The organism is Pseudonocardia sp. DSM 110487 (assembly GCF_019468565.1).
Lineage (GTDB): Bacteria > Actinomycetota > Actinomycetes > Mycobacteriales > Pseudonocardiaceae > Pseudonocardia.
Genome location: NZ_CP080521.1, coordinates 3,835,785 through 3,861,921, shown reverse-complemented (window position 1 = coordinate 3,861,921; position 26,137 = coordinate 3,835,785). Strand labels below are relative to the sequence as shown.

28 protein-coding genes are annotated in these 26,137 nt (G+C 70.9%); 17 read left to right on the top strand and 11 right to left on the bottom strand.

The window, feature by feature from the left end; genetic code table 11:
- Positions 1-195: 195 nt before the first annotated feature.
- Positions 196-1,989, top strand: coding sequence for an alpha/beta fold hydrolase (locus tag K1T35_RS17990; RefSeq protein ID WP_220261280.1), 1,794 nt, complete (start codon positions 196-198; stop codon positions 1,987-1,989).
- A 123-nt stretch (positions 1,990-2,112) separates the two neighbouring features.
- Here K1T35_RS17990 and K1T35_RS17985 read toward each other — a convergent pair whose 3' ends face one another.
- Positions 2,113-2,775, bottom strand: a complete 663-nt coding sequence (locus K1T35_RS17985) for a DUF3159 domain-containing protein (protein WP_220261279.1) — start codon at positions 2,773-2,775, stop codon at positions 2,113-2,115.
- Between the two features lie 192 nt (positions 2,776-2,967).
- Between K1T35_RS17985 and K1T35_RS17980 the strand changes: the two genes are divergently transcribed.
- Positions 2,968-3,609: a hypothetical protein gene (locus K1T35_RS17980; protein WP_220261278.1), complete on the top strand. Its 642-nt coding sequence runs from the start codon at positions 2,968-2,970 to the stop codon at positions 3,607-3,609.
- A 101-nt stretch (positions 3,610-3,710) separates the two neighbouring features.
- Here K1T35_RS17980 and K1T35_RS17975 read toward each other — a convergent pair whose 3' ends face one another.
- Positions 3,711-5,087, bottom strand: a complete 1,377-nt coding sequence (locus K1T35_RS17975) for an NAD(P)/FAD-dependent oxidoreductase (protein ID WP_220261277.1) — start codon at positions 5,085-5,087, stop codon at positions 3,711-3,713.
- An 83-nt stretch (positions 5,088-5,170) separates the two neighbouring features.
- On the opposite strand from K1T35_RS17975, the gene K1T35_RS17970 reads away from it, so the two are divergent.
- Positions 5,171-6,166 (top strand): N-acetyltransferase, encoded by a 996-nt coding sequence (locus K1T35_RS17970; RefSeq protein ID WP_220261276.1) that lies wholly within the window; start codon positions 5,171-5,173, stop codon positions 6,164-6,166.
- A 329-nt stretch (positions 6,167-6,495) separates the two neighbouring features.
- Here the strand turns inward: K1T35_RS17970 and K1T35_RS17965 are convergent, their stop codons facing one another.
- The 3 genes from K1T35_RS17965 to K1T35_RS17955 all read right to left on the bottom strand — a co-directional run bounded on the left by K1T35_RS17965 (position 6,496) and on the right by K1T35_RS17955 (position 8,172).
- Positions 6,496-6,981, bottom strand: coding sequence for an SRPBCC family protein (locus K1T35_RS17965; RefSeq protein ID WP_220261275.1), 486 nt, complete (start codon positions 6,979-6,981; stop codon positions 6,496-6,498).
- Complete coding sequence (locus K1T35_RS17960) at positions 6,978-7,310, bottom strand: helix-turn-helix transcriptional regulator (protein WP_255622120.1); 333 nt, start codon at positions 7,308-7,310, stop codon at positions 6,978-6,980. The genes K1T35_RS17965 and K1T35_RS17960 overlap by 4 nt, the downstream gene beginning before the upstream one ends.
- Before the next feature lie 328 nt (positions 7,311-7,638).
- On the bottom strand, positions 7,639-8,172 hold the full coding sequence (locus K1T35_RS17955; protein ID WP_220261274.1) for an aldehyde dehydrogenase family protein: 534 nt from the start codon (positions 8,170-8,172) through the stop codon (positions 7,639-7,641).
- A 161-nt stretch (positions 8,173-8,333) separates the two neighbouring features.
- On the opposite strand from K1T35_RS17955, the gene K1T35_RS17950 reads away from it, so the two are divergent.
- Positions 8,334-8,939 (top strand): RNA polymerase sigma factor, encoded by a 606-nt coding sequence (locus tag K1T35_RS17950; RefSeq protein ID WP_220261273.1) that lies wholly within the window; start codon positions 8,334-8,336, stop codon positions 8,937-8,939.
- Entirely contained in the window at positions 8,936-10,162 is a 1,227-nt protein-coding gene (locus K1T35_RS17945) for a hypothetical protein (protein WP_220261272.1), read from the top strand. Before K1T35_RS17950 ends, K1T35_RS17945 begins: the two co-directional genes overlap by 4 nt.
- A gap of 339 nt (positions 10,163-10,501) precedes the next feature.
- On the opposite strand, the gene K1T35_RS17940 is transcribed toward K1T35_RS17945, so the two are convergent.
- Together K1T35_RS17940 and K1T35_RS17935 are read right to left on the bottom strand one after the other, a co-directional pair.
- Positions 10,502-10,855 carry a VOC family protein gene (locus tag K1T35_RS17940; RefSeq protein ID WP_220261271.1) on the bottom strand — a complete coding sequence of 118 codons (354 nt, stop codon included), beginning with the start codon at positions 10,853-10,855 and terminating at the stop codon, positions 10,502-10,504.
- A 101-nt stretch (positions 10,856-10,956) separates the two neighbouring features.
- Positions 10,957-12,105 (bottom strand): epoxide hydrolase family protein, encoded by a 1,149-nt coding sequence (locus K1T35_RS17935; RefSeq protein ID WP_370645511.1) that lies wholly within the window; start codon positions 12,103-12,105, stop codon positions 10,957-10,959.
- Between the two features lie 252 nt (positions 12,106-12,357).
- Here K1T35_RS17935 and K1T35_RS17930 point away from each other — a divergent pair, with 252 nt between their 5' ends.
- From K1T35_RS17930 to K1T35_RS17920, 3 genes are all read left to right on the top strand, one after another.
- Positions 12,358-12,834: a helix-turn-helix domain-containing protein gene (locus K1T35_RS17930; RefSeq protein ID WP_220261269.1), complete on the top strand. Its 477-nt coding sequence runs from the start codon at positions 12,358-12,360 to the stop codon at positions 12,832-12,834.
- 88 nt (positions 12,835-12,922) lie between these two features.
- The gene (locus K1T35_RS48920; protein ID WP_255622115.1) at positions 12,923-13,075 is read left to right on the top strand and encodes a hypothetical protein; all 153 of its coding nucleotides are present in this window, start codon (positions 12,923-12,925) and stop codon (positions 13,073-13,075) included.
- Between the two features lie 46 nt (positions 13,076-13,121).
- Positions 13,122-13,601, top strand: coding sequence for a pyridoxamine 5'-phosphate oxidase family protein (locus K1T35_RS17920; RefSeq protein ID WP_220261268.1), 480 nt, complete (start codon positions 13,122-13,124; stop codon positions 13,599-13,601).
- Between the two features lie 10 nt (positions 13,602-13,611).
- On the opposite strand, the gene K1T35_RS17915 is transcribed toward K1T35_RS17920, so the two are convergent.
- Positions 13,612-14,685, bottom strand: coding sequence for a PHB depolymerase family esterase (locus K1T35_RS17915; protein ID WP_220261267.1), 1,074 nt, complete (start codon positions 14,683-14,685; stop codon positions 13,612-13,614).
- Positions 14,686-14,705: 20 nt separating this feature from the next.
- A complete protein-coding gene (locus K1T35_RS17910; RefSeq protein ID WP_255622112.1) occupies positions 14,706-15,101 on the bottom strand; it encodes a CopG family transcriptional regulator in 396 nt (131 codons plus the stop codon).
- Positions 15,102-15,242: 141 nt separating this feature from the next.
- Between K1T35_RS17910 and K1T35_RS17905 the strand changes: the two genes are divergently transcribed.
- From K1T35_RS17905 to K1T35_RS17875, 7 genes are all read left to right on the top strand, one after another.
- Positions 15,243-16,601 (top strand): cytochrome ubiquinol oxidase subunit I, encoded by a 1,359-nt coding sequence (locus K1T35_RS17905; protein WP_255622110.1) that lies wholly within the window; start codon positions 15,243-15,245, stop codon positions 16,599-16,601.
- Positions 16,598-17,647 (top strand): cytochrome d ubiquinol oxidase subunit II, encoded by a 1,050-nt coding sequence (locus K1T35_RS17900; protein WP_220261264.1) that lies wholly within the window; start codon positions 16,598-16,600, stop codon positions 17,645-17,647. The genes K1T35_RS17905 and K1T35_RS17900 overlap by 4 nt, the downstream gene beginning before the upstream one ends.
- Positions 17,648-17,772: 125 nt before the next feature.
- Positions 17,773-18,141, top strand: a complete 369-nt coding sequence (locus tag K1T35_RS17895; protein ID WP_220261263.1) for a hypothetical protein — start codon at positions 17,773-17,775, stop codon at positions 18,139-18,141.
- A 13-nt stretch (positions 18,142-18,154) separates the two neighbouring features.
- Positions 18,155-18,442: a hypothetical protein gene (locus K1T35_RS17890; RefSeq protein ID WP_220261262.1), complete on the top strand. Its 288-nt coding sequence runs from the start codon at positions 18,155-18,157 to the stop codon at positions 18,440-18,442.
- A 107-nt stretch (positions 18,443-18,549) separates the two neighbouring features.
- Positions 18,550-19,905 (top strand): NAD(P)/FAD-dependent oxidoreductase, encoded by a 1,356-nt coding sequence (locus K1T35_RS17885; RefSeq protein WP_220261261.1) that lies wholly within the window; start codon positions 18,550-18,552, stop codon positions 19,903-19,905.
- 75 nt (positions 19,906-19,980) lie between these two features.
- On the top strand, positions 19,981-21,705 hold the full coding sequence (locus tag K1T35_RS17880) for an alpha/beta hydrolase (protein WP_220261260.1): 1,725 nt from the start codon (positions 19,981-19,983) through the stop codon (positions 21,703-21,705).
- 33 nt (positions 21,706-21,738) lie between these two features.
- Positions 21,739-22,305 carry a hypothetical protein gene (locus K1T35_RS17875; RefSeq protein ID WP_220261259.1) on the top strand — a complete coding sequence of 189 codons (567 nt, stop codon included), beginning with the start codon at positions 21,739-21,741 and terminating at the stop codon, positions 22,303-22,305.
- A 3-nt stretch (positions 22,306-22,308) separates the two neighbouring features.
- On the opposite strand, the gene K1T35_RS17870 is transcribed toward K1T35_RS17875, so the two are convergent.
- Entirely contained in the window at positions 22,309-23,187 is an 879-nt protein-coding gene (locus tag K1T35_RS17870) for an alpha/beta fold hydrolase (protein ID WP_220261258.1), read from the bottom strand.
- 166 nt (positions 23,188-23,353) lie between these two features.
- Between K1T35_RS17870 and K1T35_RS17865 the strand changes: the two genes are divergently transcribed.
- Positions 23,354-23,974: a class I SAM-dependent methyltransferase gene (locus tag K1T35_RS17865; protein WP_220261257.1), complete on the top strand. Its 621-nt coding sequence runs from the start codon at positions 23,354-23,356 to the stop codon at positions 23,972-23,974.
- Positions 23,975-24,146: 172 nt separating this feature from the next.
- Here the strand turns inward: K1T35_RS17865 and K1T35_RS17860 are convergent, their stop codons facing one another.
- Positions 24,147-25,361 carry an alpha/beta fold hydrolase gene (locus K1T35_RS17860; protein ID WP_220261256.1) on the bottom strand — a complete coding sequence of 405 codons (1,215 nt, stop codon included), beginning with the start codon at positions 25,359-25,361 and terminating at the stop codon, positions 24,147-24,149.
- Between the two features lie 196 nt (positions 25,362-25,557).
- On the opposite strand from K1T35_RS17860, the gene K1T35_RS17855 reads away from it, so the two are divergent.
- Positions 25,558-25,953, top strand: a complete 396-nt coding sequence (locus K1T35_RS17855; protein ID WP_220261255.1) for a hypothetical protein — start codon at positions 25,558-25,560, stop codon at positions 25,951-25,953.
- The last annotated feature ends 184 nt before the right edge of the window (positions 25,954-26,137 follow it).

The following is a 26,137-nucleotide window of genomic DNA, read 5'->3' as shown; positions in this document are numbered from 1 at the left end:
TGTGACGACTCCCGCCGGTGAGGCCTCGCGCCCGTCATCGGGCTGCTCTTGACACGGGCGCCCTGCCGGCCGGTTCGCGTGGTCGCGCGAGCCGGAGTGCCGCGACCACAGCGCTGTCCGCCACGACTCGCCGAGACGGCCGGCACACCAGCGCGGGTTGACCGTGCCGCAGCGGCACGGTGTTCGGTGAGCCTCATGACGTCCGTGCCGCCGCCCGATCTGATCGCCCTCGAGGAGTTCTTCGCCGACCCGCTGTTCGCGAACCCGTCGCTCTCGCCCGACGGCACCCGGATCGCCTACCTGGCCCCGCACGACGGCCGCCGGCAGGTGTGGGTGCGCGGCATCGCCGACGACCACGTCGGCGCCGTGCGCGTCACCGGCGACACCCGCCGTGGCATCACGACCTACCACTGGACCGACGACCCTCGGTGGCTGCTCTACCAGCAGGACACCGAACCGTTCCCGCCCGTGCCGGGGACGGTGCTGGTGGCGATGAACCGGCGACCGCTGTACTTCGACGTGTTCCGCATCGACGTCGCCACCGGGGAGACCACGCTGCACCACGAGCAGGACGACCCGACCGGTAACGTCCTGTTCGATCGGGACGGCGCGCCGGCGTTCCACTCCGCATTGGCCACTGACGGCACGGTCGAGTTCTCGGCCATCGACCCCGACGGGCAGCGGCGGTTGCTGCACCGGATGGGCGACGCCGAGCACCCCGTGGGCGTGCATCCCCAACTTGTCGACGGCGACGGCGAGGGCCTGCTGGTGGGGTCGTTCGCCGGCGGCGACGACCTGCGGCTGGTGCGCATCGACCGCGCGACGGGCGAGGAGACCGTCGTCGCGGCCGTCGAGGGGCACGATCTGGACATCACCGGGGCGATGGCGCCCGGCGTGCTGCCGCCCGTGGTCTACACCAGCCGCGCCACCGGGGAAGTGCTCGCTGCCCGGTTCGTCGCCGACCGCCCGCACATCGAGGTGATCGACCCGGACTTCGCCGACGTGTACGCCGCTCTGGCCGAGCTGTCCGACGGGGTGCTGGTCACGCTGTCCTCCGACGAGGCGGGCCGGCGCTGGGTCGCCACCTTCATGCACGACCGCGCCCCCGGCGTCGCCTGGCTCTACGACCACACCACCGGCGAGGCCCGCCTGCTGTGGCGGGCCTACCCCGACCTCGACCCCGCCGCGCTGGCCCCGATGACCCCCGTCGGGTTCCGCGCCCGCGACGGCCTGCCGCTGCGCGGCTACCTGACCCTCCCGGTCCGGGTCGAGCCACGGTCGCTGCCGCTGGTGCTGCTGGTGCACGGCGGGCCCTGGATGCACGACAGCTGGGGCTACAGCCCCGACGTCCAGTTCCTCGCCAACCGCGGCTACGCCGTGCTCCAGGTGAACTTCCGCGGCTCCACCGGCCACGGCCGCCACCACCTCACCGCCGCGATCGGCGAGATCGGCCGCGCGATGCACGACGACCTGATCGACGCCGTCGACTGGGCGATCGCCCACGGTTACGCCGACCCGGACCGCGTCGGGATCTACGGCGGCTCCTACGGCGGCTACCCCGCTCTCGTCGGCGTCACCCTCACCCCGGACCGGTTCGCCGCCGCCGTCGACTACGTCGGCATCTCCGACCTGGCGAACTTCCTGCGCACCCTGCCGCCGTTCACCCGGGCGTACAACGTCAACGGCTGGTACCGCTACGTCGGCGACCCCGAGATCCCCGAGCAGGAGGCCGACATGCGGGCCCGCTCTCCGATCACGATGGTCGACAAGATCCGCACGCCGCTGCTGGTGGCCCAGGGCGCCAACGACGTCCGCGTCGTCCGGGCCGAGTCCGACAACATCGTCGCCTCGCTGCGCGAGCGCGGGGTGCCGGTCACCTACCTCGTCGCCGACGACGAGGGCCACGGCTTCGGCAACCCCGAGAACCGCATGCGGCTCAACCGGGCGATCGAACGGCACTTCGCCGAACACCTCGGAGGCCGCCATTAGGCGACGAACTCCGGACCAGGAGGCCTTCATCGTTGTCATCGCCTCGCGGAGCCTGCCAGGCGGCCCGGGACGCGATGCCTGTCGTTGTGACGCCGAAGCGGAACGGTCGGGGCGTCGAGCTGGTCATCGCAGCAGCCGCTTGCTGCTGCGCCGCCACGCCCAGACGACGACCAGCGCGGCCAGGATGGTCAGCGGCCAGCCCATCGCGATCCGGGCGACGCCCAGCAAGCCGGTCTCGTCGCTGACGTAGAGCCACTGCTGCACGCCGAACCGGGCGCCGGAGACCGCCGCTGCGGCGAGGGTGGCGACATCGTGAGCGCGCAGGACGCGACGGTCGGCCCGCCAGTCGTAGGTGTTGCCGTGCACGAGGTTCCACACGACGCCGCTCAGCGGCCGGCGGGCCAGCACCGAGCCCAGCGCGACGACGAACGCCACGAAGTACGTCCAGATGCCGACGACGAAGAAGTCCCGCGCCGACCCGGTCAGGGCCACGATGCCGATGGCGAGGGCGAGCCCGAGCAGCCCTCCGGCCGCCAGGCTGAACCGCTCCCCGCGCAGGAGCCGGTAGCCAGTGATGGCCAGCCCAACGGCGACCGACACGATGATCGTCATGGTCAGGGACAGGAACGCGTTCGCCGCCACGAACACGACGACGGGGACGGCGGAGTAGACGAACCCCATCGGGCCGCCCATCTGCTCGAGCAGCGTCGGCTGCGGTCCGGGGGCGGATGCCGGGCCGCCCGGCTCCTCCCCGGCCGGGCCGCGGTAGGGGTCGGTCGCGGTCATGTGTCCTCCTGGGTCGCGTGGTGTGGCCCCCAGGGAAGGCCGTGCCGTCGCGGCACACTCAAGCCGCTGTGGTCCGCACCACGCGGGTTGACCCTGCCGCGACGGCACGGTGTCCCCTTCCGGACGACGACCACCGGAGTCGTCCCCTGTCCCCTGTCCGCTCGACGGTCGCTGCACCCCTGTGGAGGAACGATGTTCAAGAGGTACAAGCGGCGCTGGCAGCTGTCGAGAGCCAAGCCCGGCGACGGCAGCCGGCTGCAACCGTTCCGGTTCTGGCACCTCCTGTCCCGCTCGCTGTTCGCCTTGGAGCTGCCCGACGAGTCTGGGCGCCCGCACCGCTACGACGTCGACGTCCACCACCTCCGCGACAGCTCGTCGGCCAAGCGCCCTGCCGCGCTCTACCGAGACGGCGTCCAGGTGCTGGCAGCCAACCTGCCGGCGACCTTCCCGGTGCCCGGCGGCGTCATCGAGGTCGCCGTCAGCCAGTACGGCGTCAAGCGCATGCACCATGTCACCAACGACGGCCGCGAGCGGGTGCTGCGCCCGGATCCGCGCTCCCTGGAGGGGCGGCGGGCGCGGTTCGAGCAACGGTTCCCCGGCACCAGCGCGGTTATCGGCGCCGTAGGTCTCGTCGTGCTGCTAGTGGGGTTCGTGGGCACGCTGTCGGCGGTCGCGGAGCAGATAACCCGCATCGAGGTCATCGCCCAGCACGTCGGCACGTTCACCTCGCCGATCCGCCTGCCCGTCTGGGCAACCACCGCGCTCGCCGTCGCCGTGGCCCTCGCCGCCGTCGACCGCGCGCTGCGGCTCAAGAGCACCTGGATGGCGGACTGACCCTCGACCGACCCCTGGCTGGCCGGCTACTTCGTCGTCGTCGCTGTCAGCAACGGGCTGACGGCGATCCTCAGCGGCGGCATGGAGGCGCCGATCACCTTCTACGTCGTCAACGTCCGGCGCGAGGCGGCCAGAGGGGGCGCCGTTCCGTTCTCGGCCAGGGCGAACCCGGTGATGTCGACGAGCTCGTCGCGGGTCGGGCCGGGGCTGTAGGGCCGCCGCCAGCCGGACTGGTAGACGGCGCGTGCCAACGGCTCGACCGAGTCGAGGCAAGATGGCATGACGCGCATGGTCAGGTATCCCGGGCTCGCTTGGCCGATACGCGGGTCCACCGCGGCGGCGGACAGGATCAGGTCTGACGGCAGCCGCCGGGACAGGTCGACATCGCCACCCTGCCAGCGTCGGACGAGGTCACCGTCCATGTGGACGTGGTCGAGCACCCACGGCAGCATGGTGTCCTGGCACCACGCGTCGAACGGCTCCCCAACCAGGCGGGGGTCGGTTTCGGTGTCGAGCAGGGCGAGCAGCTGCCGGCACTGGAGGAACGTCGTGGCCACGCCGCGACCGAAGGTCGGGGTAGTGGTCGCGACCGCGTCGCCGACGCTCACGAAGCCGGGCACGGCCGTCCGTCCGTCGGTGCCGCGCTGCCCGCGATAGGCGTTGCGGAGTGGGCCGCCCGGGAGGACGCCGGTGACCGGGACTGCCCGGTCCGGATCGGTCCACTCGGCGAGTCCCGGGATCGCTCGGCAGGCAGCCTCGAACGCGGCCTCGTGTCGCAGAGCCTTCAGGGCCGTGTCGGACGTCGGCCGGACCAGGAGAACCGAGAAGTAGCCGCGTTCGTGCAGGAAGACGATGGTCTGGTAGCCGTCGAAGTCGCCCTGCCATGCGAGGGGGTTGGCCATCGGACCGGGCTCGGCCCCGGCGCGGAGGCGGTAGAGGCGGTCGACGTATGCCATGCCGCACAGACCGCCGACGGTCGACGGGGCGCGTACCGCGGAGGCGGCGCGTCCTGCCCGCCCGGACGCGTCGATCACGAGGTCGGCCTCGAGCCTTCCGCCGTCGACATCGACGCCGGTGACCCGTCCTCCCGCGCGGCACAGGGCGTCCACGTGGCCTTGGCGGATCGACAGGCCCGGTAGGCCGGCCGAAGCCTCCCGGAGCGCCCGCTCGAAGGTCTCCCGGCGAGAGCGGTGCCCAGCCGGTACCCGCCCGGCACCAGGGATATCGAAGGTGATCGCCTCCGCGCCGAGCGCCAGCCACGCGCCGAGCGCACCGGGCCACACCTCCTCGAGAACCTCGGCCACCTGCGGGCGAAAACCGTGCGCGTGGTGGAACTGCATCACCCCGCGGCGGGCCCAGTGCCCGTGCGGCGGCGGCCCGGCGTCACGCTCGACGGCTACGACCTCGTGACCTCGGCCGGCGAGGGCACTGCCCACGAGCAGCCCAGCCGGACCGGCTCCGATGACCACGACCCGCATGGCGCTCCCGCCCGCTACCGAACCGGTAGTGTATTGACGACACTCATAGTGTCCTCAAGGTGGGGCGCGGTCAAGGAGGTTGAATGGTGGACGTCCGCGACGCGTCCGGACCGGCAACGGACAGGACCCCCTCGGCGTACTCCTCGGCGGTCCGCGCCGACCAGGCCCGTGCCACCCGGCGCGCGATCGTCACCGCCGCGGCCGAGCTGTTCATCGAGCGGGGGTACGCGGCGACCACCATCGATGCGGTCGCCGAGCGGGCAGGGGTCGGCCGCAAGACGGTGTTCGCGTCCGTCGGGGGTAAAGGGGCACTACTCAAGGAGGCGTGGGACTGGCTCCTCGCCGGTGATGACGAACCCATCCCCATGTCCGAGCGTCCCGCCGTGCGGGCGATCATCGCCGAGCGCAACCCGCGGCGCATGGTCCGGATGTGGGTCGACATGGCGGTGGACGTCCTTTCTCGGGCATCGCCGCTGGGAGTCGTCGTCCTCGCGGCAGCCGACGCCGACGCCGACGCCCGTGCCCTGCAAGACCTGATCCACCGCGAAACCCTGGACGGCGCCACCGCCTTCGTCACACACCTGGCCGAAGCCGGCGCCCTGCGCGCCGACCTGTCCATCGAACGAGCCGCAGACATCTGCTGGGCGCTGATCAACTCCCGGCTCCTGCAGCTGCTCGTCGACGCCCGCGACTGGGCACCTCACGAGTACGGCGCGTGGCTGGTGCAGGTGGTCTCCGCGACGCTCCTCGACCCGCAGAGAGGGCCGGTCCCCGACCGAACGCCGGAGGTACGCACCACGCACAACCCGACCCGGCAGCGCTACGAGGCCTCGGTGGACGGCCGAGACGCCGGACACCTGGCCTACGAGCGCACCGAGGGGCTGATGGTGCTGATCCGCACCGAGGTCGACCGGGGCTTCGACGACTCCGGTGTGGCCGACGCGCTGGTCCGTACGGCGCTCGACGACATCCGGGCCGACGGCAGGCGCCGCGTCATCGCCCTCTGCCCATACATCACCTGGTGGCTGAGCCGCCACCCCAACTACTCGGCGCTGGTCTACGACACCACCGCCGGCTGACAATCCTGGTCGAGCGGGGCCGGTGCAGGCTGCTACTGGCCAGCAACATCACGCCCGCACTGAGGCCGCAGGCCGATGTCACCAAGGGCTGCGGAGCCGGCTCTCGGCGTCGGCGCTGGAGGCCGTACCGCCCACCTGACCCCCTTCCCGCGCAAGCCGCGCCCAACGCTGCCGCATCGAGCCCGGCCGGCGGCGCTGGGTTACGCCGCCCCCGGACAGTCGCTGCGGCCGCGGCGCCGGGCCGTGCTACTGCCACCGACGACGCAGGGCACGCGCAGCACTCCGGCGGTCGGCTCAGGACGAGCATCATGGTCTCCGCGACCGGAGCACTAGAGGGACTTCGCGACCTCCACCAGCTGGTCCAGCGCCGCGCCCCAGCCCTCGATGAAGCCCATCTCCTCGTGCTGCTTCTTCGCCGATGAGTCGGCGTGGATCGCCGTGGCGGTGTACTTCGTGCCGCCGTTGCCGTCGGGCTCGATGCTGATCACGGCGGTGAACGGGAAGCCGCCCTCGACGATCTGCGGGCGGAAGCCTTCGCCCATCGCCGAGGTGAAGACCAGCCGGGTTCCCTCCTCGACTGCCAGGATGCAGCCCGTATTCGGGTACTCGTCGCCCTCGGGCGAGCGCATGGTGGTGTTGCACCTGCCACCAGGCTGCAGGTCCATCTCGCAGGACGTGGTGGTCCAGGGCTTCGGGGCGAACCACTGCACGAGCAGCTCGGGAGTGGTCCAGGCCCGCCAGACCAGGTCGGGCGCGACGTCGACGTTGCGCTCCAGCACGAGGTCGAGCTCGGGGTTGACGGTGTAGACGGTCATTGCTGCTCCTTCAGGTCGTAGAGAAAAGCATCGAGTTGGTCGAGGCGCCGGGTCCACAGGGCGCGCTGGGCAGCGAGCCAGGACGCCATGTCCTCGAGCGGCTGGGGCGCAAGCCGATAGGTCCGCACGCGTCCCTTCTTCTCCGACGTCACCAGGCCGGAGCGCTCCAGGACGCCCAGGTGCTGGGTGAACGACGGCAGTGCCATGTCGAACGAGCGGGCCAGGTCGCTGGTCGTCGCGGGCCCCTGCCCGAGGCGTTCGACGACCCGGCGACGGGTGGGGTCCGACAGCGCGTGGAACACGCCGCCCAGATCCACCCCCTCGCCCATTCGCTTAGGCACATGCCTAAGTATGCGGACGGACATCACTTAGGTCAACCCCTAAGTGTTGCGAGTCGATCTACGACGTCACCTTCGCAGTAGATGCGGACGACGCCGTACCCGGTCCGCAGCGGGCAGGGTCGCCTGCAGGAGCGGCCCGACCCCCGCAGACAGCAGCGCTCTGTGGAGGTCGGACCGCTGGCGCGAGGCAGCGCTTGTGGGGCGGCTAGCACTCACGCTAACCGTCTGTTTCGCTGCGATCGCGCTCAGTGTTAGCTCGCCATCCCCACCGCGGGTGCCTGTGCGTTGCACCGGCGAGTCGGAGGGACGCGACCCGTCACCCGTGCAACGCGGTCAGCAGGACGTCGTCGCCCGGTGCTTGTTGAGGTCGATTACGAAACAGCGCACCGGACGTGATCCGCCGCCCCACGGCCAGTGCCCGCTCGGCGTCCGCGGACCAGACGCTGGCGCCGAGGCCGTGGCGGCTGTCGTCCGCCAGCCGGGCGGCCTCGTCGTCGTCGGCTGCGCGGACGACGGCGGCGACCGGCCCAAAGGTCTCCTCGCGGAAGACGACCATGTCCGGCGTGACGCCGATCAGCACGGTGGGCGCGAAGAAGGCGCTGTCGCCTGCGGTCTGCTTGCGCCCGGTGAGCACGGTGGCGGCGGCGGCCACGGCCTCGTCGACCCGGCGCTGCAGGGCCTCGGCCTGCTCCACCCGCGCGAGCGGACCGACCTCGGTGGCGGGGTCGTGCGGGTCGCCGACCCGCAGCCCGGCGGCGGCGTCGGCGACGATGAACCGCTTCGCGGCAAGGCAGCTCTGGCCGCTGTTGAGGAAGCGCGATTGCACCGCCATCCGCGCGGCCAGGGCCACATCGGCATCGTCAGGACCACGAACGGGTCGGATCCGCCCAGCTCCAGGACGGCCTTCTTCAGCGCCCGAGCCGCGACCGCGCCGACGGACGCTCCCGACGTTTCTTCAAGACTCTGGAGCGACCAGCGCAACGCGCAGGTCGGCGCCGGCCATATCCGGTCATGACGACCAGTGAGGGTGCATCGCGCGCAGCCGCGCCTCCGGGCGAGGAGGACGCCGGTGGGGAGGACGCACTGTGGGCAGCGGCCCAAGCCGATGACCGGGAGGCGTTCACCGAGCTGTACCACCGGCACGCCGACGCGGTGTGGCGTCACGCCCACCGGTTGACCAGCTCCCCGACGGCGGCCGAGGACGTTCTCGCTGCGACGTTCCTGACCACCTGGCGACGCCGCGGTGAGGTGCAATTCGTCGGCAACTCGCTGCGGCCGTGGCTGCTGGCGGTCGCAGGCAACGAGGCACGCACGGAGAGGCGGCGCATGCACCGCGGGTACCGGCTCTTCCGGCGGGTCGGCCCCGAGCCGCACGCCGTCGACCACTCCGATGCGGTCGTGGCATCGCTGGACGACCGCCGACGCGTGCACCGCGTCCTCGCCGCCATCGACGCGCTCCCGGCGAAGCAGCGCGAGGCCGTCGCGCTGTGCCTGGTCGCAGAAGTCCCTTACGTGGAGGCGGCTCGGGTCCTGGGGGTATCCGAGCCGACGCTGCGTTCCCGCATCCACCGCGCCCGCACGACCCTGCGCAGCGTCCTGCCCGAGGAGGTCCGATGAACGAGCTGCAGCTCCCGCCCGCCCCACCGTTGCCGGCCGAGGTGCGCGAGCGCGTGCTGCGCACCGTCCTGGACGGGACCGCCGCCCCTCGCCGACGCCTCGCCCCACTGGTCGCCGCGGCGGCCGTGGTGCTGACGCTGGCGGTCAGCTCGGCGGTCGCCATCACCAGCTCGGGCACGGACACGCACGACCACGGTCCCGCCGACCAGCCGGTCTCCGGACCGCCCGCCCGCATCGGCGACGACGACCTCGACGAGGCGATCAACCGCTGCGCCGCGGCGGTCAACGCATCCGAGCACCGGACCGAGTACCCGCCGACGGCGGAGTGGCGGGTGACCGACGTCGTGAAGCGAGACTGGCACGGCTTCTGGGGTGGCGTGACTCTGGCCATCAACGGCTCGTTCGTCTGCGACACCGACGCGTACGGACTCCGACTCACGACCGTGGGCGGACGACCGGCGGGTGGGGTCCAAGTGGCCGGCCTCAGCTCGTGGCAGCTCGTCCTGTTCAACCCGCAGCGGCTGCCGGTCGAGGCGGACCGCGACGATGGGCAGGAGCGGACGTCGACGGAGCCGTATCAGATCCTGTCCATCCGCTCGGGTCCGGACGAAGTGGACTGGTCGAGCCGGCGCCTCGTCGTCCACGGCTCGTACGACGGACCGATCCCCGATCCCGGCTCTCCCCCGATCGAGGTGAGGGACCGGTTGGGGACGGGTGAGCCGACGCCGGGCCAGCCGTTGGAGGACTGCGTGCGCGCCGCACTGCCCGCGACGAAGTACGCACCGCCTCAGCAACAGGAGATGGTCCTGCGCCAGGAGGCGCGGGAGCACACTCCGCGTGCTCTCGTCGGTCGCGTCGCCGGGAGCTGGGCCACGTACTGCTACGACGGCCCGGGGGGACCGGTCTCCGGCGGGAACACCCTCGCGGACGCACCGGTCACCGATACGCGCATCGTCACCGCCGACCGCAAGTACAGCACCGACGGTCCCGACGTGTTGATCGTCGTGCTGATGACAGTCGCACCGGACGTCGAGCGGCTCGAGATCGCTGCCAGGCCCGGGCCGCGGCCCGGTTCGGTCGCTCCCGCAGCCCCGTGCACGCTCCAAGACGGCCTCGCACTCTGCATGCTGCGCAGCACTTATCCCGGCGACATACGCGACGACGGCGCGGTGGACGTGCTCCCGTACATCGGCGGGGCCGCGACGCCGCTGCCGGTCCCGTGAGGATCCGCCGGCGACCGGGCCAGTTCGGCAACGCGGCCAGCATCCCGCCGTCGATGGCGGCTCAACGTCGATCGGCATGAGCCTCGACGGCAGGGCGTTGCGGCGCACCCCGCGCGGTCCGGGAGTGTCCATGCCCCGGTCCAGCACCCACAGCAAGGTGACTTTGCTCCGGTTGACCCGGGGCAAAGCCACCTTGCGATCCCAGCCACCGTGAGGGTCGCGAACCCGGACGCCGGGATCGGCCTGCGACCGTGGGGACGGACGAGGTGGCGGCGGTGCGGGTGGTGGTGCTGGTCAGCCCACAGTGATCACGCCGACACCGCGGTCACATAGGCACGCTCAGGCGTCCTTCTTGAACTGGATGATCTGGAGGTAGTTCCCATCCGGATCGGCGAATGTCCCGAAGCGGCCGGAGGGGCGATCCGCGACAGGAACCAGCCACTGCACGCCTGCCGCCCGAAGCTGCGCCTCGACGGCGTCGAAGTCGTCGACGTGGAAGTTGAGGATCATTCGGCCTGGCTCGTTGTTCTTCGCGGCTACGTCGGCACGCTTCTCGATGACCAGCAGGAACCCGCCGAGATCGATGGGCCCGTCCCCCTCATGTCCCGGTGCAATCGCCCTGCGGTACCAGTCACGCAGTTCCGCAGGCTGGGTCGTGCCGAGAAGGATGCTGCGGGGCTTGGATGTGGTCATTTCAGTTCTCCTTGTCGGTATGCGAACTGCGGTACTCACCCTCGCGCTTTGTCGGACCTGCATGGTCGGAGTGGTGAGCGGCCTACCGCAATCGATTCACTTCACGCCACCAGTGACGCGATGCCGGTGCGAACCTCACGGGCGAAGATCTCGGGCTGTTCGAAGGCCGCGAAGTGCCCGCCACGCGCGGCGGCGTGGTAGTAGCGCAGGTCGCTGAACCGCGTCCTCAGCCAACGCTCGCTGAACGCGAAGATCTCCTCGGGGAACTGCGTGTAGGCGGTTGGGATCCGCACCGGTCGTGCAGGCTCAGCGTTGAGGTACTGGGCGTTCTCCCAGTACATCCGGGCTGATGAGGCGGCGCTGTTCGTCAGCCAGTACATCATGACGTTGTCCAGCAGGTTGTCCCGCGACACGGCCTTCTCCGGGTGACCGTCGCAGTCGGTCCAGGCGTAGAACTTCTCCACGACCCAAGCAAGCTGGCCGACCGGGGAGTCGGCGAGCGGGTACCCGATCGTCTGCGGACGGGTGGCCTGCTCGGCGGAGTAGCCGTTCTCCTCGGCCCAGAATCGCTGCGCCCTGGCGAGCATCTCCTGCTCCTGCTCGGTCGGCTCGCCAAGCTGATGGAGCGCCTCCGGTGAGACCAGCGCGACGTTCAGGTGCACCCCCAGCAGGCCATTGGGGGCTCGTACGGCCATTGCGGTGGTCACCGCCGAGCCCCAGTCACCGCCTTGCGCGTAGTAACGCGGGTATCCGAGGTGGCCCATCAACTCGTGCCAGGTGCTGGCGATCCGCTCGATCCCGGTACCGGTCCGGGACGGCTTGTCGCTGAATCCGAATCCGGGCAGCGCGGGGATCACCACATGGAACGCGTCGGCCGCTGAGCCGCCGTGCGCCTCGGGGTCGGTAAGGGGGCCGATCACGTCGAGGAATTCCACGACCGAGCCCGGCCAGCCGTGTGTCATGATCAGCGGACGAGCTTTCTCGTGCGGGGAGCGAACATGCAGGAAGTGGATACCTAGACCGCCGATTGTGGCGTGGAACTGCGGGAACGCGTTCAGCCGAGCGGCCAACCGCTGCATGTCGTACTCGTTCGCCCAGTACTCGCACAGCTCACGCGTGTAGCTCAGTGGGATGCCCTGCGTCCAGTCGTCCACTGTCTCCGGCTCCGGCCAGCGGGTACGGGCCAGGCGGTCGCGCAGATCGGCGATCTGCGCGCCGGTGATCTCTACCTCGAAGTCGCGAATCTGCACCGTTCCGGTTCTCATGCGGGTAGCTGTCCTTCGTGGGAGCGGGCGATCGAGGACCGGCGGGGGTGTGGTCGTCCTCGCCGGGCTCGCCTCGGCGGGCGAGCCGTCGCAGCAGCAGGTCTGCGTACCGGCGGAGCCGGCGATGGCGGCGTGCTCGCGCTCCAGCGCCTTGGCCGGGTCCCGTCAGCTTGCGTCATGCAAGTGAACCTAGGGAAGCCGCTTTCATGACGCAAGTCCCGCCGGTAGGCTGGGAGCATGCTGGGGAAGTCCTACGACTCACAGGTGTGTTCGATCGCCCGCTCCCTGGAGGTGATCGGCGAACGCTGGAGTCTGCTGATCGTGCGCGACGCCCTGTTCGCGGGGGCCACCCGCTACAGCGACTTCCAGCGCAGCCTCGGCATCGCGACCAACATCCTCAAGACTCGCCTCGACGGCTTCGTCGAGACCGGGATCATGCGCCGCCACAGGTACTCCGAGCAGCCTGCGCTGTACGAGTACCTGCTGACCGACAAGGGGCGCGCCCTCGCGCCCGCACTCGTCGCCCTCTCCGCGTGGGGCGACCGGTGGGCGACCGACGGGGAGCCACCGATCCTCTACACCCACTCGGTGTGCGGCGCTGGGATCAGCCATCAGACGGCGTGCCCCCACTGCGGTCGCGTCGACGACCCGGCCGAGATCCAGGCGACGATCGGCCCCGGCATGCCCCCCGAACGCATACCCCGGAACGCCTGACCTCCGGCGCCATTCGGAGATCCGTTGCCTCAGCCCTCCACAACTCTCGTTGCGGCCCTTGAAAGGAGAGAAATAGTGGATCTGCAAATTGACCGGGAAGACGGCAATCGTCACCGGTGGCAGCAAGGGGATCGGCCTGGCGCTGGTCCGCACCCTGCTCGCCGAGGGTACGCCGACGGGCAAGCGCATCGCCGAGACGATCCAGCGCCGCCGACGCGGAAATTCTCAGGGTTATCACTGAAATTGTCGACGCGATACATCGTCGCAAGGAACGCAAGGGGATTCATATGAACCAGACAGAGGCCCGTGAGCTCATGAATGATCGGGTGGCACGAACACTGATCCAAGCGCCAATTCACGCTCGCCTTGCCTACACGGCGAAGGACGGCTCACCACGGGTCGTCCCTATCGGCTACATCTGGAACGGCGACGTCTTCGTCATGGCTTCCCCTCCTAACGCCCCGAAGGTGAAAGCCCTCTCCGTCAACCCGAAGGTGGCGTTGACGATCGACACTGAAGACTTTCCGCCGAACATCCTCCTGGTACGGGGCGAGGCGACACTCGAGACCGTCGATGGCGTACCTGACGAATTCATCGAGTCCGCACGGCGATTTGTTGGCAATGAGCGCATGCCGGAATGGGAAGCCGGAGCACGTGGCCTCTACAAGCAGATGGCACTCATCCGCATCACGCCAACCTGGGCCAAAATCATAGATTTCGAGACCCGTCTTCCGGGCTACGTGGAGGAACTGATCAAGGCGCAGTAAGTCCCGAGAATCAGGATCCAGTTCCGTCCCTCGAGTGGTCGAGGAAGAACCGGACCATCTCCGCCGAGGCGTCGGGGCCGTCCGGGTCGGTGTGGGAGCCGTCGGGCGCGCCGCCAGACCAGGCGTGCCCCGAGCCGTGGACGAGCCAGGACTCGGCGACGACCGTGCCGTTCGCGTCACGGACAACGGTGCGTGTGTAAGGCCGGCGGCCGGCTTCGGAAGGGCGGGCACTCTCCGATGTGCTGCACGTCGTGCCCGCCGCGGCGACCCGGGCCGCGACGAGGCGCTGCGCGTTGATCGGGGCCACGCGGGTGTCGGCGTCGCCGTGGAAGACGATCAGCGGCACGTCGCCACCCGGGCCGGGCGTGCCACCCGTGCGCATGGCGACGAGCGCAGAGCCCACGTCGCGGGCGGCTCGGTAGGCAACGCCCGAGTGGACCCCGACCGCGGCGTACAGGTCCGGGTAGGTGGCGGCCATCACCGCGGCCATGGCGCCGCCCGCCGAGAGACCCGCCACATAGACCCGATCCGGGTCGGCGCCGTGCTCGGCGACGACCCTCCGGGTGAGCCCGGCGAGGATGGACGGCTCACCGGATCCGGCGCTCTGGTCCCGAGGGGAGAACCAGTTCCAGAAGCCGCCGTTGTTGGCGGCCTTCGACTGCTCGGGGTAGGCCACGAGCAGTCCGTGCCGCTCGGCGAGGTCGTTCATCCGGGTGCCTGCGGCGAAGTCCGCGGCGTCCTGCGAGCCGCCGTGCAGCATGACCACGAGCGGCAGGGGCCCGCGGACCGGGCGGCTCGGGACGTAGAGGTCGAAGGTGCGGGTACCGGCCGCCTCGGTGTGAGTCAGGCGCTGCGTCCCGGCTCCGGGGCGATCCCGGGAGAGACGCCGGCGCAGGCGGGTCGCCAGCCAGGGCGGTTCGGGAGCGGCGGTCGGCGGCGGCCCGGTCCCAGGCTGCGCGGCCCCGGTCGGCGGCGGGACGGGCCCGCCGAGGGTGCGCTGGATGACGTCGACCGCTTCCTTCAGGCGTCCTTCACGGGTGAGCCGCAGCGCCGAAGCCATGCCAGCGCTCTTGTCGGGGTCCATGACGGTCCTCTCGCGTGGGGTCAGACGATGCGCGCGGCGAGCGCGGCCCTGACGGCACGCGGGGCGCGGAACGCCCCGAGGACCTCGACCGACGCGATCGTTGCCAGCGCGAGCTCGGGATCGACGTCATCGGCCACGGTAGCGAGCCCCAGGACGCGGAGCTCGATCATGCGACCGGTGTCACGGAGCTGCTCGAGCTCGCTGCGCCTGAGATGCCGCGTCCCGAGGGTCAGGGTCCTGCGCGCGACCGTGTCGGCCACGGCATCCGATCGGCTCTCGAGCTGGCGCCGGATAGCCGTGCGGATGAAGTCCGTGCGGTTGGCGTAGAAGCCCTCTTCGACGAGGAGATCGATCTGCCCGAGGTCGACGAGCCCCACGTTGATGGTGATCTTCTCGCTCCGGTCCACCTCGGCCACGCCACCAGCCTGGCACCATCCCGTGGGATGGGCAAGGGATGGCGGTGGTTCCATCGAGCGGGAACTCCGCCAGTTAGGATCGACCGGGATCAGGGTAGATCCCAACCTGCACGCACCCCGGGCCCTCGATGGGAGGTTCGCGTGGACGCCGTGGAACTCGTGCTGGCAGGCGCGGCGGAGAACCTCTTCCCGGCACGCCTGCAGATGGCGCTGTCCCTCGGCTGGCACATCGTCTTCGCCTGCTTCGGCATCGCCTTCCCGGCGATCGTCGTGTTCGCGGAGTGGCGCGGTTACCGGCGCGGCAACCCCACGCTCACCGAGCTCGCGCACACCTGGGCGAAGGCGATGGGCGTGCTGTTCGCGGCGGGAGCGGTGTCGGGAACCCTGCTGTCGTTCGAGATGGGCATCCTCTGGCCCGGGCTGATGGACCGCTTCGGCGAGGTGTTCGGCTTCCCCTTCGTGTTGGAGGGCTTCGCCTTCTTCATCGAGGCGATCTTCGTCGGCATCTACCTCTTCGGCTGGGATCGGATGTCGCCGCGGGCCCACATGCTCAGCGCCGTCCCGATGATCGTCTCCGGGATCGCGGGCGCGTTCTTCGTCATCTCCGCGAACGCCTGGATGAACAACCCGACCGGCTTCCGGCTCGACGCCGCCGGGAACGTCGTCGACGCCCGGCCGTGGGCCGCGATGTTCGGGCCGTCCACGTGGCCGCAGTTCGTGCACATGTGGCTGGCCGCGTTCATGGTCACCGGGTTCCTGGTGGCGTCCGTGTACGCGGTCGGGATGCTGCGCGGGCGGCGCGACCGCTACCACCGCTTCGGCCTGCTCATCCCGCTGACGGTGGCCGCGATCGCCACGCCCGTGCAGATCGGTGTCGGCGACTGGATCGCGAACACCGTGGCGGCCAACCAGCCGGCCAAGCTCGCCGCGATGGAGGCGCTGTACGAGACGAAGGCGGGCGCCGGGCTCTCCCTCGGTGGGATCTATGTCGACGACGAGCTGCACTACGCGCTGGAGATCCCGTACGGGCTCTCGCTGCTCATCCACCATGATCCGAACGGGGTGGTGCCGGGGCTTGAGGAGGTCCCGCCGGACCAGCGGCCGCCGGTGAACGTCGTGCACCTCGCCTACAACGCGATGGTCGGCATCGGCTCGGCGCTGCTGGCGCTCGCCGCGTGGTTCGGCCTGGTGTGGTGGCGGCGCAGACGCATCCCCGCAACTGCCTGGTTCCTGCGCGCGGTGGCGGTCTCGGGGGTCGCCGCCGTCGTCGCGATGCAGGCGGGCTGGATCACCACCGAAGTGGGCAGGCAGCCCTGGATCGTCTACGGGATCATGCGGACCGCCGACGCGGTGAGCCCGGCCCCCGGCCTTTACCTCGGCCTGTTCGCCGTCGTGGCGATCTACGCCGTGCTCACGGTGTTCACGGTGATCGTCCTGCGCCGGCTCGCCGGGAGACACGACACGCCCGCACCGCAGGACGTCGAGGCCCGGGTCGGATGACCCCGGACTCGGTGCTGCCCGAGGTGTTGCTCGGCGTCATGTTCGTCGGGCTGATCGCCTACGGCCTCTTCGGCGGAGCCGACTTCGGCGCCGGCATCTGGGACCTCCTGGCGGGCGGCACCCGACGCGGGCGGCGCCAGCGCGAGCTCATCGAGCACTCCCTCGGACCGGTGTGGGAGGCCAACCACGTCTGGCTGATCTTCGTGCTCGTCGTGCTGTGGACGGCGTTCTCCGGCGCGTTCGCCGCCGTCGTCACCACGTTGTACATCCCGCTGACGCTCGCCGCCTTCGGGATGATCGCCAGGGGCGCGGCGTTCGCGTTCCGCAAGAGCGTCACGACCCTTCCCATGCGCCGCTTCTTCGGTGCCGCGTTCGCGCTGTCGTCGCTGGTCACGCCGTTCTTCCTGGGCGCGGTCGTCGGCGGCGTCGCATCCGGGCGGGTGCCGCCGGGCATCGCGGCCGGTGACGTGGTCACGTCGTGGCTCAACCCGACGTCGACGCTCGGTGGCGCCATGGCGGTGCTGGTCTGCGCGTACCTGGCGGCAGTGTTCCTCTGCGGCGACGCTCGCCGGGAAGGGGCGCCCGACCTCGCCGACCAGTTCCGCGCCCGCGCGCTCGTCGCGGCGGCCGTGACCGGGGCGGTCGGGCTCGGCGGCCTGCTCGTGCTGCGCGCCGACGCGCCTGCGCTGTTCGACGGGTTGACCGGAAGGGCTCTGCCGGTGCTCGTCGTGTCGGTGCTGGCTGGCGTCGCCGCGATCGGGCTGCTCGCCGTGCGCCGCTTCGTCCTCGCACGGCTCGCCTCGGCGCTCGCGGTGGCCACGGTTCTCGTCGGCTGGGCCGCGGCGCAGTACCCGTACGTACTTCCGCCCGCGCTCACGATCGACCAGGCGGCCCGCGGCACACCGACGCTCGTGGCGATGCTCGTCGCCCTGGTGGTCGGCGGCGTCGTACTCGTGCCCGCGCTGATCTACCTCTACGTGCTCTTCCAGCGCGCGCATCCGGAGCACCCTGGATCGGCGCCGCTCCGGCGAACGGGCGCCGCCTAGCTGGTGATCAGCTTCGTCGGGGTGGGCACAGCGGTTCCGCAGAGCGGGAACTCCGCCAGTTGCAGGCGACCAGGGTCAGGGTAGCCCCTTGATGCACCCACCCCGGCCCTCGATCGGAGGTTCGCGTGGACGCCGTGGAACTCGCCAAGGCGCTGCGGGAGGCCGCCGACCGCGTGATGAGTGGCTGGACCGCCGCGGCCGGTTCGATGCCCACGCCGGTGCTGCCGGACCTGTCCGGCTCACCGGCCGCCGCTTCCGCCCGGCAGATCGAGGCCGTCCTCGACGACCTCGCGGCCCGTCGCACGCAGGTGCGGGCCCTGCAGGCGCAGCTCGCCACGTTCGACGAGCAGCTCGGCGCTCTGGAGGCGAGCCTGCGCCCGCTGCAGGAGTGGACGAGGACCTGGTCCGAGCTGGAGCGCGCGCTCGGCGGCTTCTGGTCGCCTCCCCGTGACAGACCGCCTTCGCAACCGCGGAGGCACGGAACAGAAGGATGAGAGGAGTACCGGCATGAGCGAGCCCGGATCGGACGCCGCCCGCGACATGGAGGCCGCCGCGAAGCGTGTTCGCGAGCTCAGCGAGCAGGTCGTCGATCAAGCCAAGAAGAACGGCCTTGCCTGGCTCGAGGGCTACGAGCGCGTTCTCAAGAACATGCTCGACCTCGAGGAGCAGGCCGCGAAGGGGGCTAAGGGGACCGGGGCGGACTGGGCGGCGACGCTCGCGACCACCCACGCCAACTTCGTCCGGGAGACGTCGGAGGTGTTCTTCACGAGTCTGCGGGAGCAGCTCAAGAGCTGATCCGGCCTTCCGCCGGGCAGGAAGCCGTCCCGTCGCCGGCAGGGCGGTACGACGATGGCTCGGTACGACTCGCGGGTGGTCGCACACCGGAGACGGGAGGTGGCCCCGTGACGACGCGCACTGGTCGGCACCGGGTGGTGGTCGTCGGCGGCGGCTTCGGCGGGCTGAACGCCGTGCGCGCGCTCGAGCACGCGGACGTGGACGTCACGGTGGTCGACCGGACCAACCACCACCTGTTCCAGCCGTTGCTCTACCAGGTCGCGGCCGGGATCCTGCCGCCCGGCCTGATCGCGCCCTCGCTGCGCAGCGTGATCTCCAAGCAGCGCAACGCCCGCGCGCTGCTCGCGTGCGTCCGCGAGCTCGACCTGGAGCGGCGGGTGGTGCTGGCCGAGGGCCCTGACGGGCGGATGCTCGAGCTGCCCTACGACACGCTCGTCGTCGCGGCCGGCGCGACGCACTCCTACTTCGGCCGCGACGATTGGGCCGAGTTCGCGCCCGGGATGAAGACGATCGAGGACGCGCGGCTCCTGCGCGACCACATCCTCTCCGCGTTCGAGATGGCGGAGATCGTCACCGACCCGCGGGAACGGGCCGAGTGGCTCACGTTCGTGGTGATCGGCGCGGGCCCCACCGGCGTCGAGCTCGCGGGTCAGGTCGCGGAGCTCGCCCACATGGTGTTGCCCCGCGACTACCGGTCGGTGGACACGACAGAGGCGCGGATCCTGCTGCTCGAGGGTGCGCCCGCCGTGCTGCCCCCGTTCGCGCCGAAGCTGCAGCGCTACACGCACCGCCGCCTGGAGAAGATGGGAGTGGAGATCCGCACCGGCACGCTCGCTGTCGCGATGGATGACGAGTCGGTCACGGTGCGGGGCTCCGACGGCGTCGAGGAGATGATCCGCACGCACACCCACATCTGGGCGGCGGGCGTGCAGGCCTCACCGCTCGCCCGCATGCTCGCCGAGCGGGCAGGCGCGGAGACCGATCGGGCCGGGCGGATCGCGGTGAACCCCGACTGCACGCTGCCCGGACACCCCGAGGTGTTCGCGATCGGCGACATGGTGTCGCTGAACGGGCTACCCGGCGTGGCGCAGCCTGCGATGCAGGAGGGCAAGTACGTCGGGAAGGTGATCAAGGCCCGGCTCGCGGGCGACGAGAAGATCACGCCCTTCCGCTACCTCGACAAGGGCAGCATGGCCACCATCGGCTACAACTCCGCCGTCGCCGACGCGTTCGGCATGAAGGTCACGGGGTGGCTCGCCTACGTCATGTGGGCCATGGTTCACGTCCTGTACCTGATCGGCTGGGGCAATCGACTGGGGACGCTCTACACCTGGATGCGGGGGATGGTGCTGTCCAAGAACCGCGGACACCGGCTCATCACCTTCGAGGAGGCGCACGAGCAGGCGCACCGGGAGGCTCCCACTCCCCCGGCGATCCGGCCGCCGGTTCACCGGGCGGGGTAGCGGGCGGATCACCGTCGATGTTTCCGGCCAGCGGGAGGAGTAGCAGGCGCCGAGGATCTGACGAGACGATGGGGTATGGCCGAGGAGCTGCCCACGTCGCCACTGGACGTCGCCGAGCGCGCCGCGAGCGTGCTGGGTCCGGAATCGGATCTTTTCGAGGACCTGGATGCCGCCGGCTTCGGCGAAGCGCTCACCCGCGCCGTGGCGGCGAGCCTTGCCCGCCCGGTCGGTCCGGCGGGCGCCGCCTTGCGGCTCATGGGGGATCTCACGCGGATCCCGCTGGTGGCCGCTACCCGCTGGCTGGGAACCGAGGCCGAGCCGCCGCTGCCGGTCGACGCGAAGGACCGACGCTTCGCCGACCCCGCATGGTCGGCCAGCCCCGCCTACTTCACCGTGCGGCAGACCTACCTCGCGGCCTGCAGGTTCGCCCGTGACGTCGTCGGCACCGCAGGACTGGACGACGACACCGCCCGCAAGGCCGCGATGGCCACCGATCTGCTGCTCGACGCCCTCGCGCCGACGAACTTCCTCCTGACGAACCCGGCGGCGCTGAAGCGGGCCTACGACACGGCAGGGGCGAGCCTGGCCAAGGGCCTACGCAACTTCGTCGACGACCTGGTCAACAACGAGGGCCGCCCCCGCCAGGTGGACGCCGCGGCGTTCCAGGTCGGGCGCGACCTCGCGATCACGCCGTCGCGTGTGGTCTACCGCAACGACCTGATGGAGCTGCTGCAGTACGAACCGCAGACGGAGCAGGTGCGCGCCACACCGCTGCTGTGCAGCCCGCCCTGGATCAACAAGTACTACGTCATGGACCTGTCCCCCGGGCGCAGCTTCATCGAGTGGGCGGTGCAGCACGGCCGCACGGTGTTCGCGATCAGCTACCGGAACCCGTCGGCAGAGATGTCCGGCGTCTCGATGGACGACTACCTCGTGCACGGCCCGCACACCGCGCTCGACGTCATCCAGGAGATCACCGGGGCCGAGACCATCGACATGGCAGGGCTCTGCCTCGGCGGCGCCCTCACCGCGATCACCGACGCGTACCTGCGCCAGGCCGGTGAGTCCCGGATCGGCACCCTGACGCTGCTCAACACCATGCTCGACTACAGCGAGCCCGGCGCGCTGGGCACGTTCACCGACCGGCGCACGGTGGACCGGTTGGAGCGGAAGATGCGCCGCTCGGGTGTGCTCGAGGGCCGGTCGATGGCCGGCACGTTCGACGTCCTGCGCGCCAACGACCTCATCTTCAACTACGTGGTGTCCAACTGGCTGATGGGCCAGGACCCGCCGGCGTTCGACATCCTGTCCTGGAACGCCGACAGCACCCGCATGCCCGCCGCGATGCACGCGTTCTACCTGCGCAACTTCTATGTCGAGAACAAGCTGGCCGCGGGCACGCTGCAGGTGGGAGGGCGCGTGATCGACCTCAGCGCGATCAAGTCCCCGACCTACGTCGTCAGCGCGATCAACGACCACATCGTGCCGTGGGAGGCGTCGTACAAGACCACCGGCCTGGTCAGCGGCACCGTGCGGTTCGTGCTCAGCAGCGGCGGGCACATCGCCGGCATCGTCAACCCGCCCGGGCCGAAGGCGTGGTACCAGGTGGCCGAGGGCGAGCAGGCACCCCCGACGGCCGCGGCGTGGCGCAGCGGGGCCGAGCGCCGCAGCGGCTCCTGGTGGGACGACTGGGCCCGCTGGTCCGACGAGCACTCCGGCCCGCTGCAGAACCCGCCGGCCATGGGCAGCACGACCCACCCTGTTCTGGGCGACGGCCCGGGCACCTACATCCTGACCTGACCGGCGCCGACCGGCTCCGTCGAAAGGACGCCCATGCCCCGCTTCCTGGTCTCCGGAAAGGCCGAACTGGCCGCAGATCTCGCCGCCGCGCTCCGCGCGGAGGGGGCGGAGGCCGTCGAGGTCGACGATGTCGCCGCGCTCCCCCAGGTCTGCGCCGACGCAGGCCCACGTGCGTTCGACGGGTACGTCCAGCTGCCGGCGAAGTTCACGGTGGAGGGGGACAGCGCCGTCGAGCGGGTCCGCCACTACATCTCCGGAGGGATCCTCGCCAGGTTCACCGCGGTCGCTGCCGTGCTGCCGTCCCTCGTGCCGAACGCGCGGATCACGTTCGTCACGGGCGCGTTGCCGCCGGAGGTCTCCACGGAGGACGAAGCCACGGCCCGCAGGGCACTGGTACGGGTCCTCGGCCACGCCGCACGGGCAGACGCCCCGGACGGGTTGCGGGTCGACGTGCTGAGCCCGACCTCGTCGGCGAAGGAGATCGCGCTGACCGCCCTCGGCCGCAACCCGAGGTGGGAGGCGCTCGCCGCCGCGGACACCGACGAGTCCTACACGGACTGGCGGGCCGAGGTCCTCGGGTTGATCAGCGCGGAGAGCTAGTGGTCACGCGCCGACGGCCCGGTCGCCCGCACCCGCACTCACCGCGACGCATGCCGCCTCGACGGCGGCGGCGAGGCGGGCGGGTGCCTCGAGGAACACGTCGTGGCCGCCGTCGATCTCCACCACCGTGCTGCCGGGCAGCGCCAGCGCGAGCTTGTGCTGGCGGCGTGGGTGAACCACGCGGTCGTGCCGGGTTACGACCACCGCGGACGGCACGTCGACGCTGCCGATCCAGGCGTGGGACGTGAAGACCGCCACCGACCGCACGGCCGCGAGGGCGTCGAGCAGGCTGGTCCGCCGCATCTGCGACAGCGCCCACCGCCGGTCGGCCGGATCGATCCCGTGGTCGAGCAGCCCTGCGCCGATCACGTCGGCGCGCAGGACGTGCAGGGCAGGCATCCATGCCGCCCCGGCCACCAGGAACGGGAGGGTGAGCGCTGTGGTCCGTTCCCAGGGCGATCCGGAGACGTTGCGCGCGGTCGAACAGAGGACGAGCCCCGAGACGAGCCCGGGGTGGCGACGCCACAGCAGCTGCGCGACGAGCCCTCCCATCGAGTAGCCCACCGCGATCAGCCGTTCGATGCCGAGCTCCGCGGCCACGGCGGCGACGTCGTCCGCGCAGTCCTCCAGCCGGAAGTCCGAGGTGCGGACGCCCTTCCCGTGCCCGCGGAGGTCGAACATGACGACGCGGTAGCCGGCGCGGAGCGGTTCGACGATCCCGCCCCAGTTGAGCTCCGCCGTGAGCGTCACCCCGTGCAGGAGGACGAGCGTGGGGGCACCGGGCGGACCGGGGGCGTCCTCGACGACCGTGCGGCCGCGCCCCGGGAGGTCCAGCACGCGCGTCCGAACCGGGGGCAGGGCCGTCGGGCTGCTCCGGTCCACGGCGACCTCCTGGGCTGGTGCCCGGATGTCGCCGAGCATTTCATCCTTGTTACCCGGCGTGATCTTCCGGCGAAACCCTGCTGCCGGGAATCGCGCCACGGGGTTCCGTTCAAGGGCGGCGCCGACCACCATGGGCCGGTCCCCAATCTCGTATCCGAGGTGATCCATGCCCGGGACCGGTTCTGTCGCGCCCGCGTACAGCAATGAGGCTCCGCTCTACGACTCGAGGACGAGGGGGTTCGACACCTACCGGCGGCGCATCGTCGAGTGGCTGCCCCTGCAGCAGGGTGACGTGGTGCTCGACGTCGGTTGCGGCACGGGCCTGTGCTTCCCGTTCCTGCTGGAGCGGGTCGGTCCCGCTGGCGCGGTCGTGGGCGTTGACGCCTCACCGGAGATGCTCGCGCTCGCCGCCGAGCGGGCGTCGGCACGCGGTTGGCGCAACGTGGAGCTCGTCGAATCCGCGATCGAGGACGCCGAGCTGCCGACGGTCGATCATGCCCTGTTCTGCGCCGTGCACGACATCATCCAATCCGCCGCGGCGCTCGATCACGTTCTCGCGCACGTCCGCCGCGGGGTCGCCGCGGGAGGGGGCAAGTGGGCGCCGCCATGGGCGTTCGCCGTGAACGCCGGGGTGCTCGCGCTGCACACCCCGTACGTCCGCGACTTCGCCGGGTTCGACAGGCCGTGGACCCTGCTCGCCGAACGGGTGCCCGACCTCGTGGTGAACGAGGTCGCCATGGGCGGAGGCTGGGATGCCGGTGGGTCCGTCTACCCGCGGGTCGAGTAGCGCCGGCCCTCTTCCGGTGGTCGAGTAGCGCCGGCCCGCCAGGGCCGGCGCGTATCGAGACCACATGCCGGTCTACGGGGTGGTGGTCTCGATACGGGCCGGCGCTGGAGCGCCGGCCCTACTCGACCACCGGGAGAGCTGGGCGCCGGCCCTACTCGACCACCGGACGCATCTAGGCCCCGCGCGCCAGCCCGCTGGTGCTGTGGGCGTACACGTCGGCCATCAGGACCGGCCAGTCGTCCTCCAGCGCCCGGCTGCCGGTGAACAGCCCGAGGTGCCCGCCCTCCGCGGTCCGCTGCACGACGTCACTCGGCGGGGTGCCCACCACATCTGCTGCGGCGAAGAGCTGCGGTGGCGGGGTGATGTGGTCACGGGCGCCGGCGAGCAGGAACAGCGGGCAGGTGATGTTCGCGAGATCGGCGCGACAGCCGGCGACGATGAGCCGCCCGTCGATCAGCTCGTTGCCGTGGAACAGGTGCTCGACGAGCCACAGGTAGAACGCGCCGGGGATGTCCTGGGTGTGCTTGAACCAGTCCTCGAACACCCGGTAGCGCTCGACGTGCGCGGGGTCGTCGAGGTGCGCGAGCAGCTGCAGCTGGCGCCCGATCTCCGCCTGCGGCTGCATCGCGATGAAGTTCGCGAGCACCGCGCGGCCGGACATGTTGCCGCCGTTCAGGGCCACCAGGGCGCGGTAGGGCGCCATGCCCAGCCCATGCGTGAGAACCCTGGTGGATGCGGCGATCACCGACTCGCCTGCGTGGAAGTCGATCGGAGCGCCTGCGAGGGTCAGCGTGTGGACCCGCTCGGGGTGCAGCGCGGCGTAGATGGCCGCGAGCCAGCCGCCCTGGCAGTCGCCGACGAGGTTGACCCGCCCACCGGCCAGCACGATCGCGCGATCCACGACATCGAGGTAGTCGGTGATCGTCACATCCCGGGTCTCAGCGGTGGCGGCCCGCCATTCCATGGCGTACAGCCGGGTGAGGCCGGCGTCGAGGATCACGGCGAGCTGGCTCTGGCCGGGAGCGAAGTCGACCACGTGCGAGGAGTGGCCGGCCTGCGGGGGCAGCACGAGCGTCGGCACGACACCATGGTCGGCGCCTGCGGGCGAGAAGTCGTGGACGTGCGCGAACGGCGTACGGAGCACGGTGCGGTGCGGCAGGTGCCACTCGGGCTGCCGGCGCTGCGCCATGGTGCCCACCCACCGGACGCCGTGGGTGACAAGGCCGACCGGGTGGGCGGCGCGGGTCGCCGTGCCTGCGAGCGTGCCCGCGAACAGGTTGCCGCTCGCGCGGGTGATCTCGGCGAGGCTGTGCACCGCGTTGACCGCGGCCGCTCCGGCGAGGAACGCCATGTGCTGGGTGTGGGAGCGCGGAGGGGAGCTGGTCATGGACGACCTCCTGGTGCCGGCCGCGACCCCCGTGGTCGCGCCTACCCGCCGGTAACGGTAAGGCGCGGATTCGGCTGCGCAACTGCTGGCTCGGCCAGCGGCGCCGAGACGAGCGTCACGACCAGCGCTGATTGACATACTTAACGCTCGTGCCTAGTTTGGTTATCGCATCGCCAATCCATGGGAGTGAGAACCGATGACCGCACCGACCGAGCAGATCCTGGACCTGACCCGCCGCGGTCAGGAGGCGGTCGCCACTGCCGTCCGCACATGGGCCGACGCCGTGCAGAGTGCCACTGGCTCGTTCGCGGCCGGCGGCCCGGACAAGCTGCCCGACCTGCGCGCCTTCGTCGACAGCAGCGTCGACCAGGCCTTCGACGCGGCCGAGAAGGTGCTGGCCGCCCAGCGCCAGCTCGCACACACCGTTCTGAATGCGAGCGCCCAGGCCACCGAGGCCGTCACCGAGCAGGCCGTGCGCACCGCGCGGAAGGTCTCGGCGCAGACGGTGGAGGCCGCCGAGAACGTGGCGGAGGCGACCGAGGCGAGCACCGAGGCCGCCAAGCCGGCCCGCGCGCCGCGCACCAAGAGCTGACGCACAGCACAACCGCACCGCAAGACCCCGACGACCCCGAAGGCCAACCGGCCTGCGGGGTCGTCGGCGTTTCGGTGGGCCGCTCCGCGCCGAGGACCACCCGTCTGCCGCGTGGACAGAATGAACACAATCGTGACCTGCGCCACACGCCAGCGCATGCTTCCCGGAGTTACGGCTTCGTTAC

What these genes read in the sequence shown, in the direction of transcription:
- K1T35_RS17990 (WP_220261280.1), top strand. Translation starts at nt 196, where the DNA reads ATGACGTCCGTGCCGCCGCCCGATCTGATCGCCCTCGAGGAGTTCTTC.
- K1T35_RS17985 (WP_220261279.1), bottom strand. Translation starts at nt 2,775, where the DNA reads ATGACCGCGACCGACCCCTACCGCGGCCCGGCCGGGGAGGAGCCGGGC.
- K1T35_RS17980 (WP_220261278.1), top strand. Translation starts at nt 2,968, where the DNA reads ATGTTCAAGAGGTACAAGCGGCGCTGGCAGCTGTCGAGAGCCAAGCCC.
- K1T35_RS17975 (WP_220261277.1), bottom strand. Translation starts at nt 5,087, where the DNA reads ATGCGGGTCGTGGTCATCGGAGCCGGTCCGGCTGGGCTGCTCGTGGGC.
- K1T35_RS17970 (WP_220261276.1), top strand. Translation starts at nt 5,171, where the DNA reads ATGGTGGACGTCCGCGACGCGTCCGGACCGGCAACGGACAGGACCCCC.
- K1T35_RS17965 (WP_220261275.1), bottom strand. Translation starts at nt 6,981, where the DNA reads ATGACCGTCTACACCGTCAACCCCGAGCTCGACCTCGTGCTGGAGCGC.
- K1T35_RS17960 (WP_255622120.1), bottom strand. Translation starts at nt 7,310, where the DNA reads ATGGGCGAGGGGGTGGATCTGGGCGGCGTGTTCCACGCGCTGTCGGAC.
- K1T35_RS17950 (WP_220261273.1), top strand. Translation starts at nt 8,334, where the DNA reads ATGACGACCAGTGAGGGTGCATCGCGCGCAGCCGCGCCTCCGGGCGAG.
- K1T35_RS17945 (WP_220261272.1), top strand. Translation starts at nt 8,936, where the DNA reads ATGAACGAGCTGCAGCTCCCGCCCGCCCCACCGTTGCCGGCCGAGGTG.
- K1T35_RS17940 (WP_220261271.1), bottom strand. Translation starts at nt 10,855, where the DNA reads ATGACCACATCCAAGCCCCGCAGCATCCTTCTCGGCACGACCCAGCCT.
- K1T35_RS17930 (WP_220261269.1), top strand. Translation starts at nt 12,358, where the DNA reads ATGCTGGGGAAGTCCTACGACTCACAGGTGTGTTCGATCGCCCGCTCC.
- K1T35_RS17920 (WP_220261268.1), top strand. Translation starts at nt 13,122, where the DNA reads ATGAACCAGACAGAGGCCCGTGAGCTCATGAATGATCGGGTGGCACGA.
- K1T35_RS17915 (WP_220261267.1), bottom strand. Translation starts at nt 14,685, where the DNA reads ATGGACCCCGACAAGAGCGCTGGCATGGCTTCGGCGCTGCGGCTCACC.
- K1T35_RS17900 (WP_220261264.1), top strand. Translation starts at nt 16,598, where the DNA reads ATGACCCCGGACTCGGTGCTGCCCGAGGTGTTGCTCGGCGTCATGTTC.
- K1T35_RS17890 (WP_220261262.1), top strand. Translation starts at nt 18,155, where the DNA reads ATGAGCGAGCCCGGATCGGACGCCGCCCGCGACATGGAGGCCGCCGCG.
- K1T35_RS17880 (WP_220261260.1), top strand. Translation starts at nt 19,981, where the DNA reads ATGGCCGAGGAGCTGCCCACGTCGCCACTGGACGTCGCCGAGCGCGCC.
- K1T35_RS17875 (WP_220261259.1), top strand. Translation starts at nt 21,739, where the DNA reads ATGCCCCGCTTCCTGGTCTCCGGAAAGGCCGAACTGGCCGCAGATCTC.
- K1T35_RS17865 (WP_220261257.1), top strand. Translation starts at nt 23,354, where the DNA reads ATGCCCGGGACCGGTTCTGTCGCGCCCGCGTACAGCAATGAGGCTCCG.
- K1T35_RS17860 (WP_220261256.1), bottom strand. Translation starts at nt 25,361, where the DNA reads ATGACCAGCTCCCCTCCGCGCTCCCACACCCAGCACATGGCGTTCCTC.
- K1T35_RS17855 (WP_220261255.1), top strand. Translation starts at nt 25,558, where the DNA reads ATGACCGCACCGACCGAGCAGATCCTGGACCTGACCCGCCGCGGTCAG.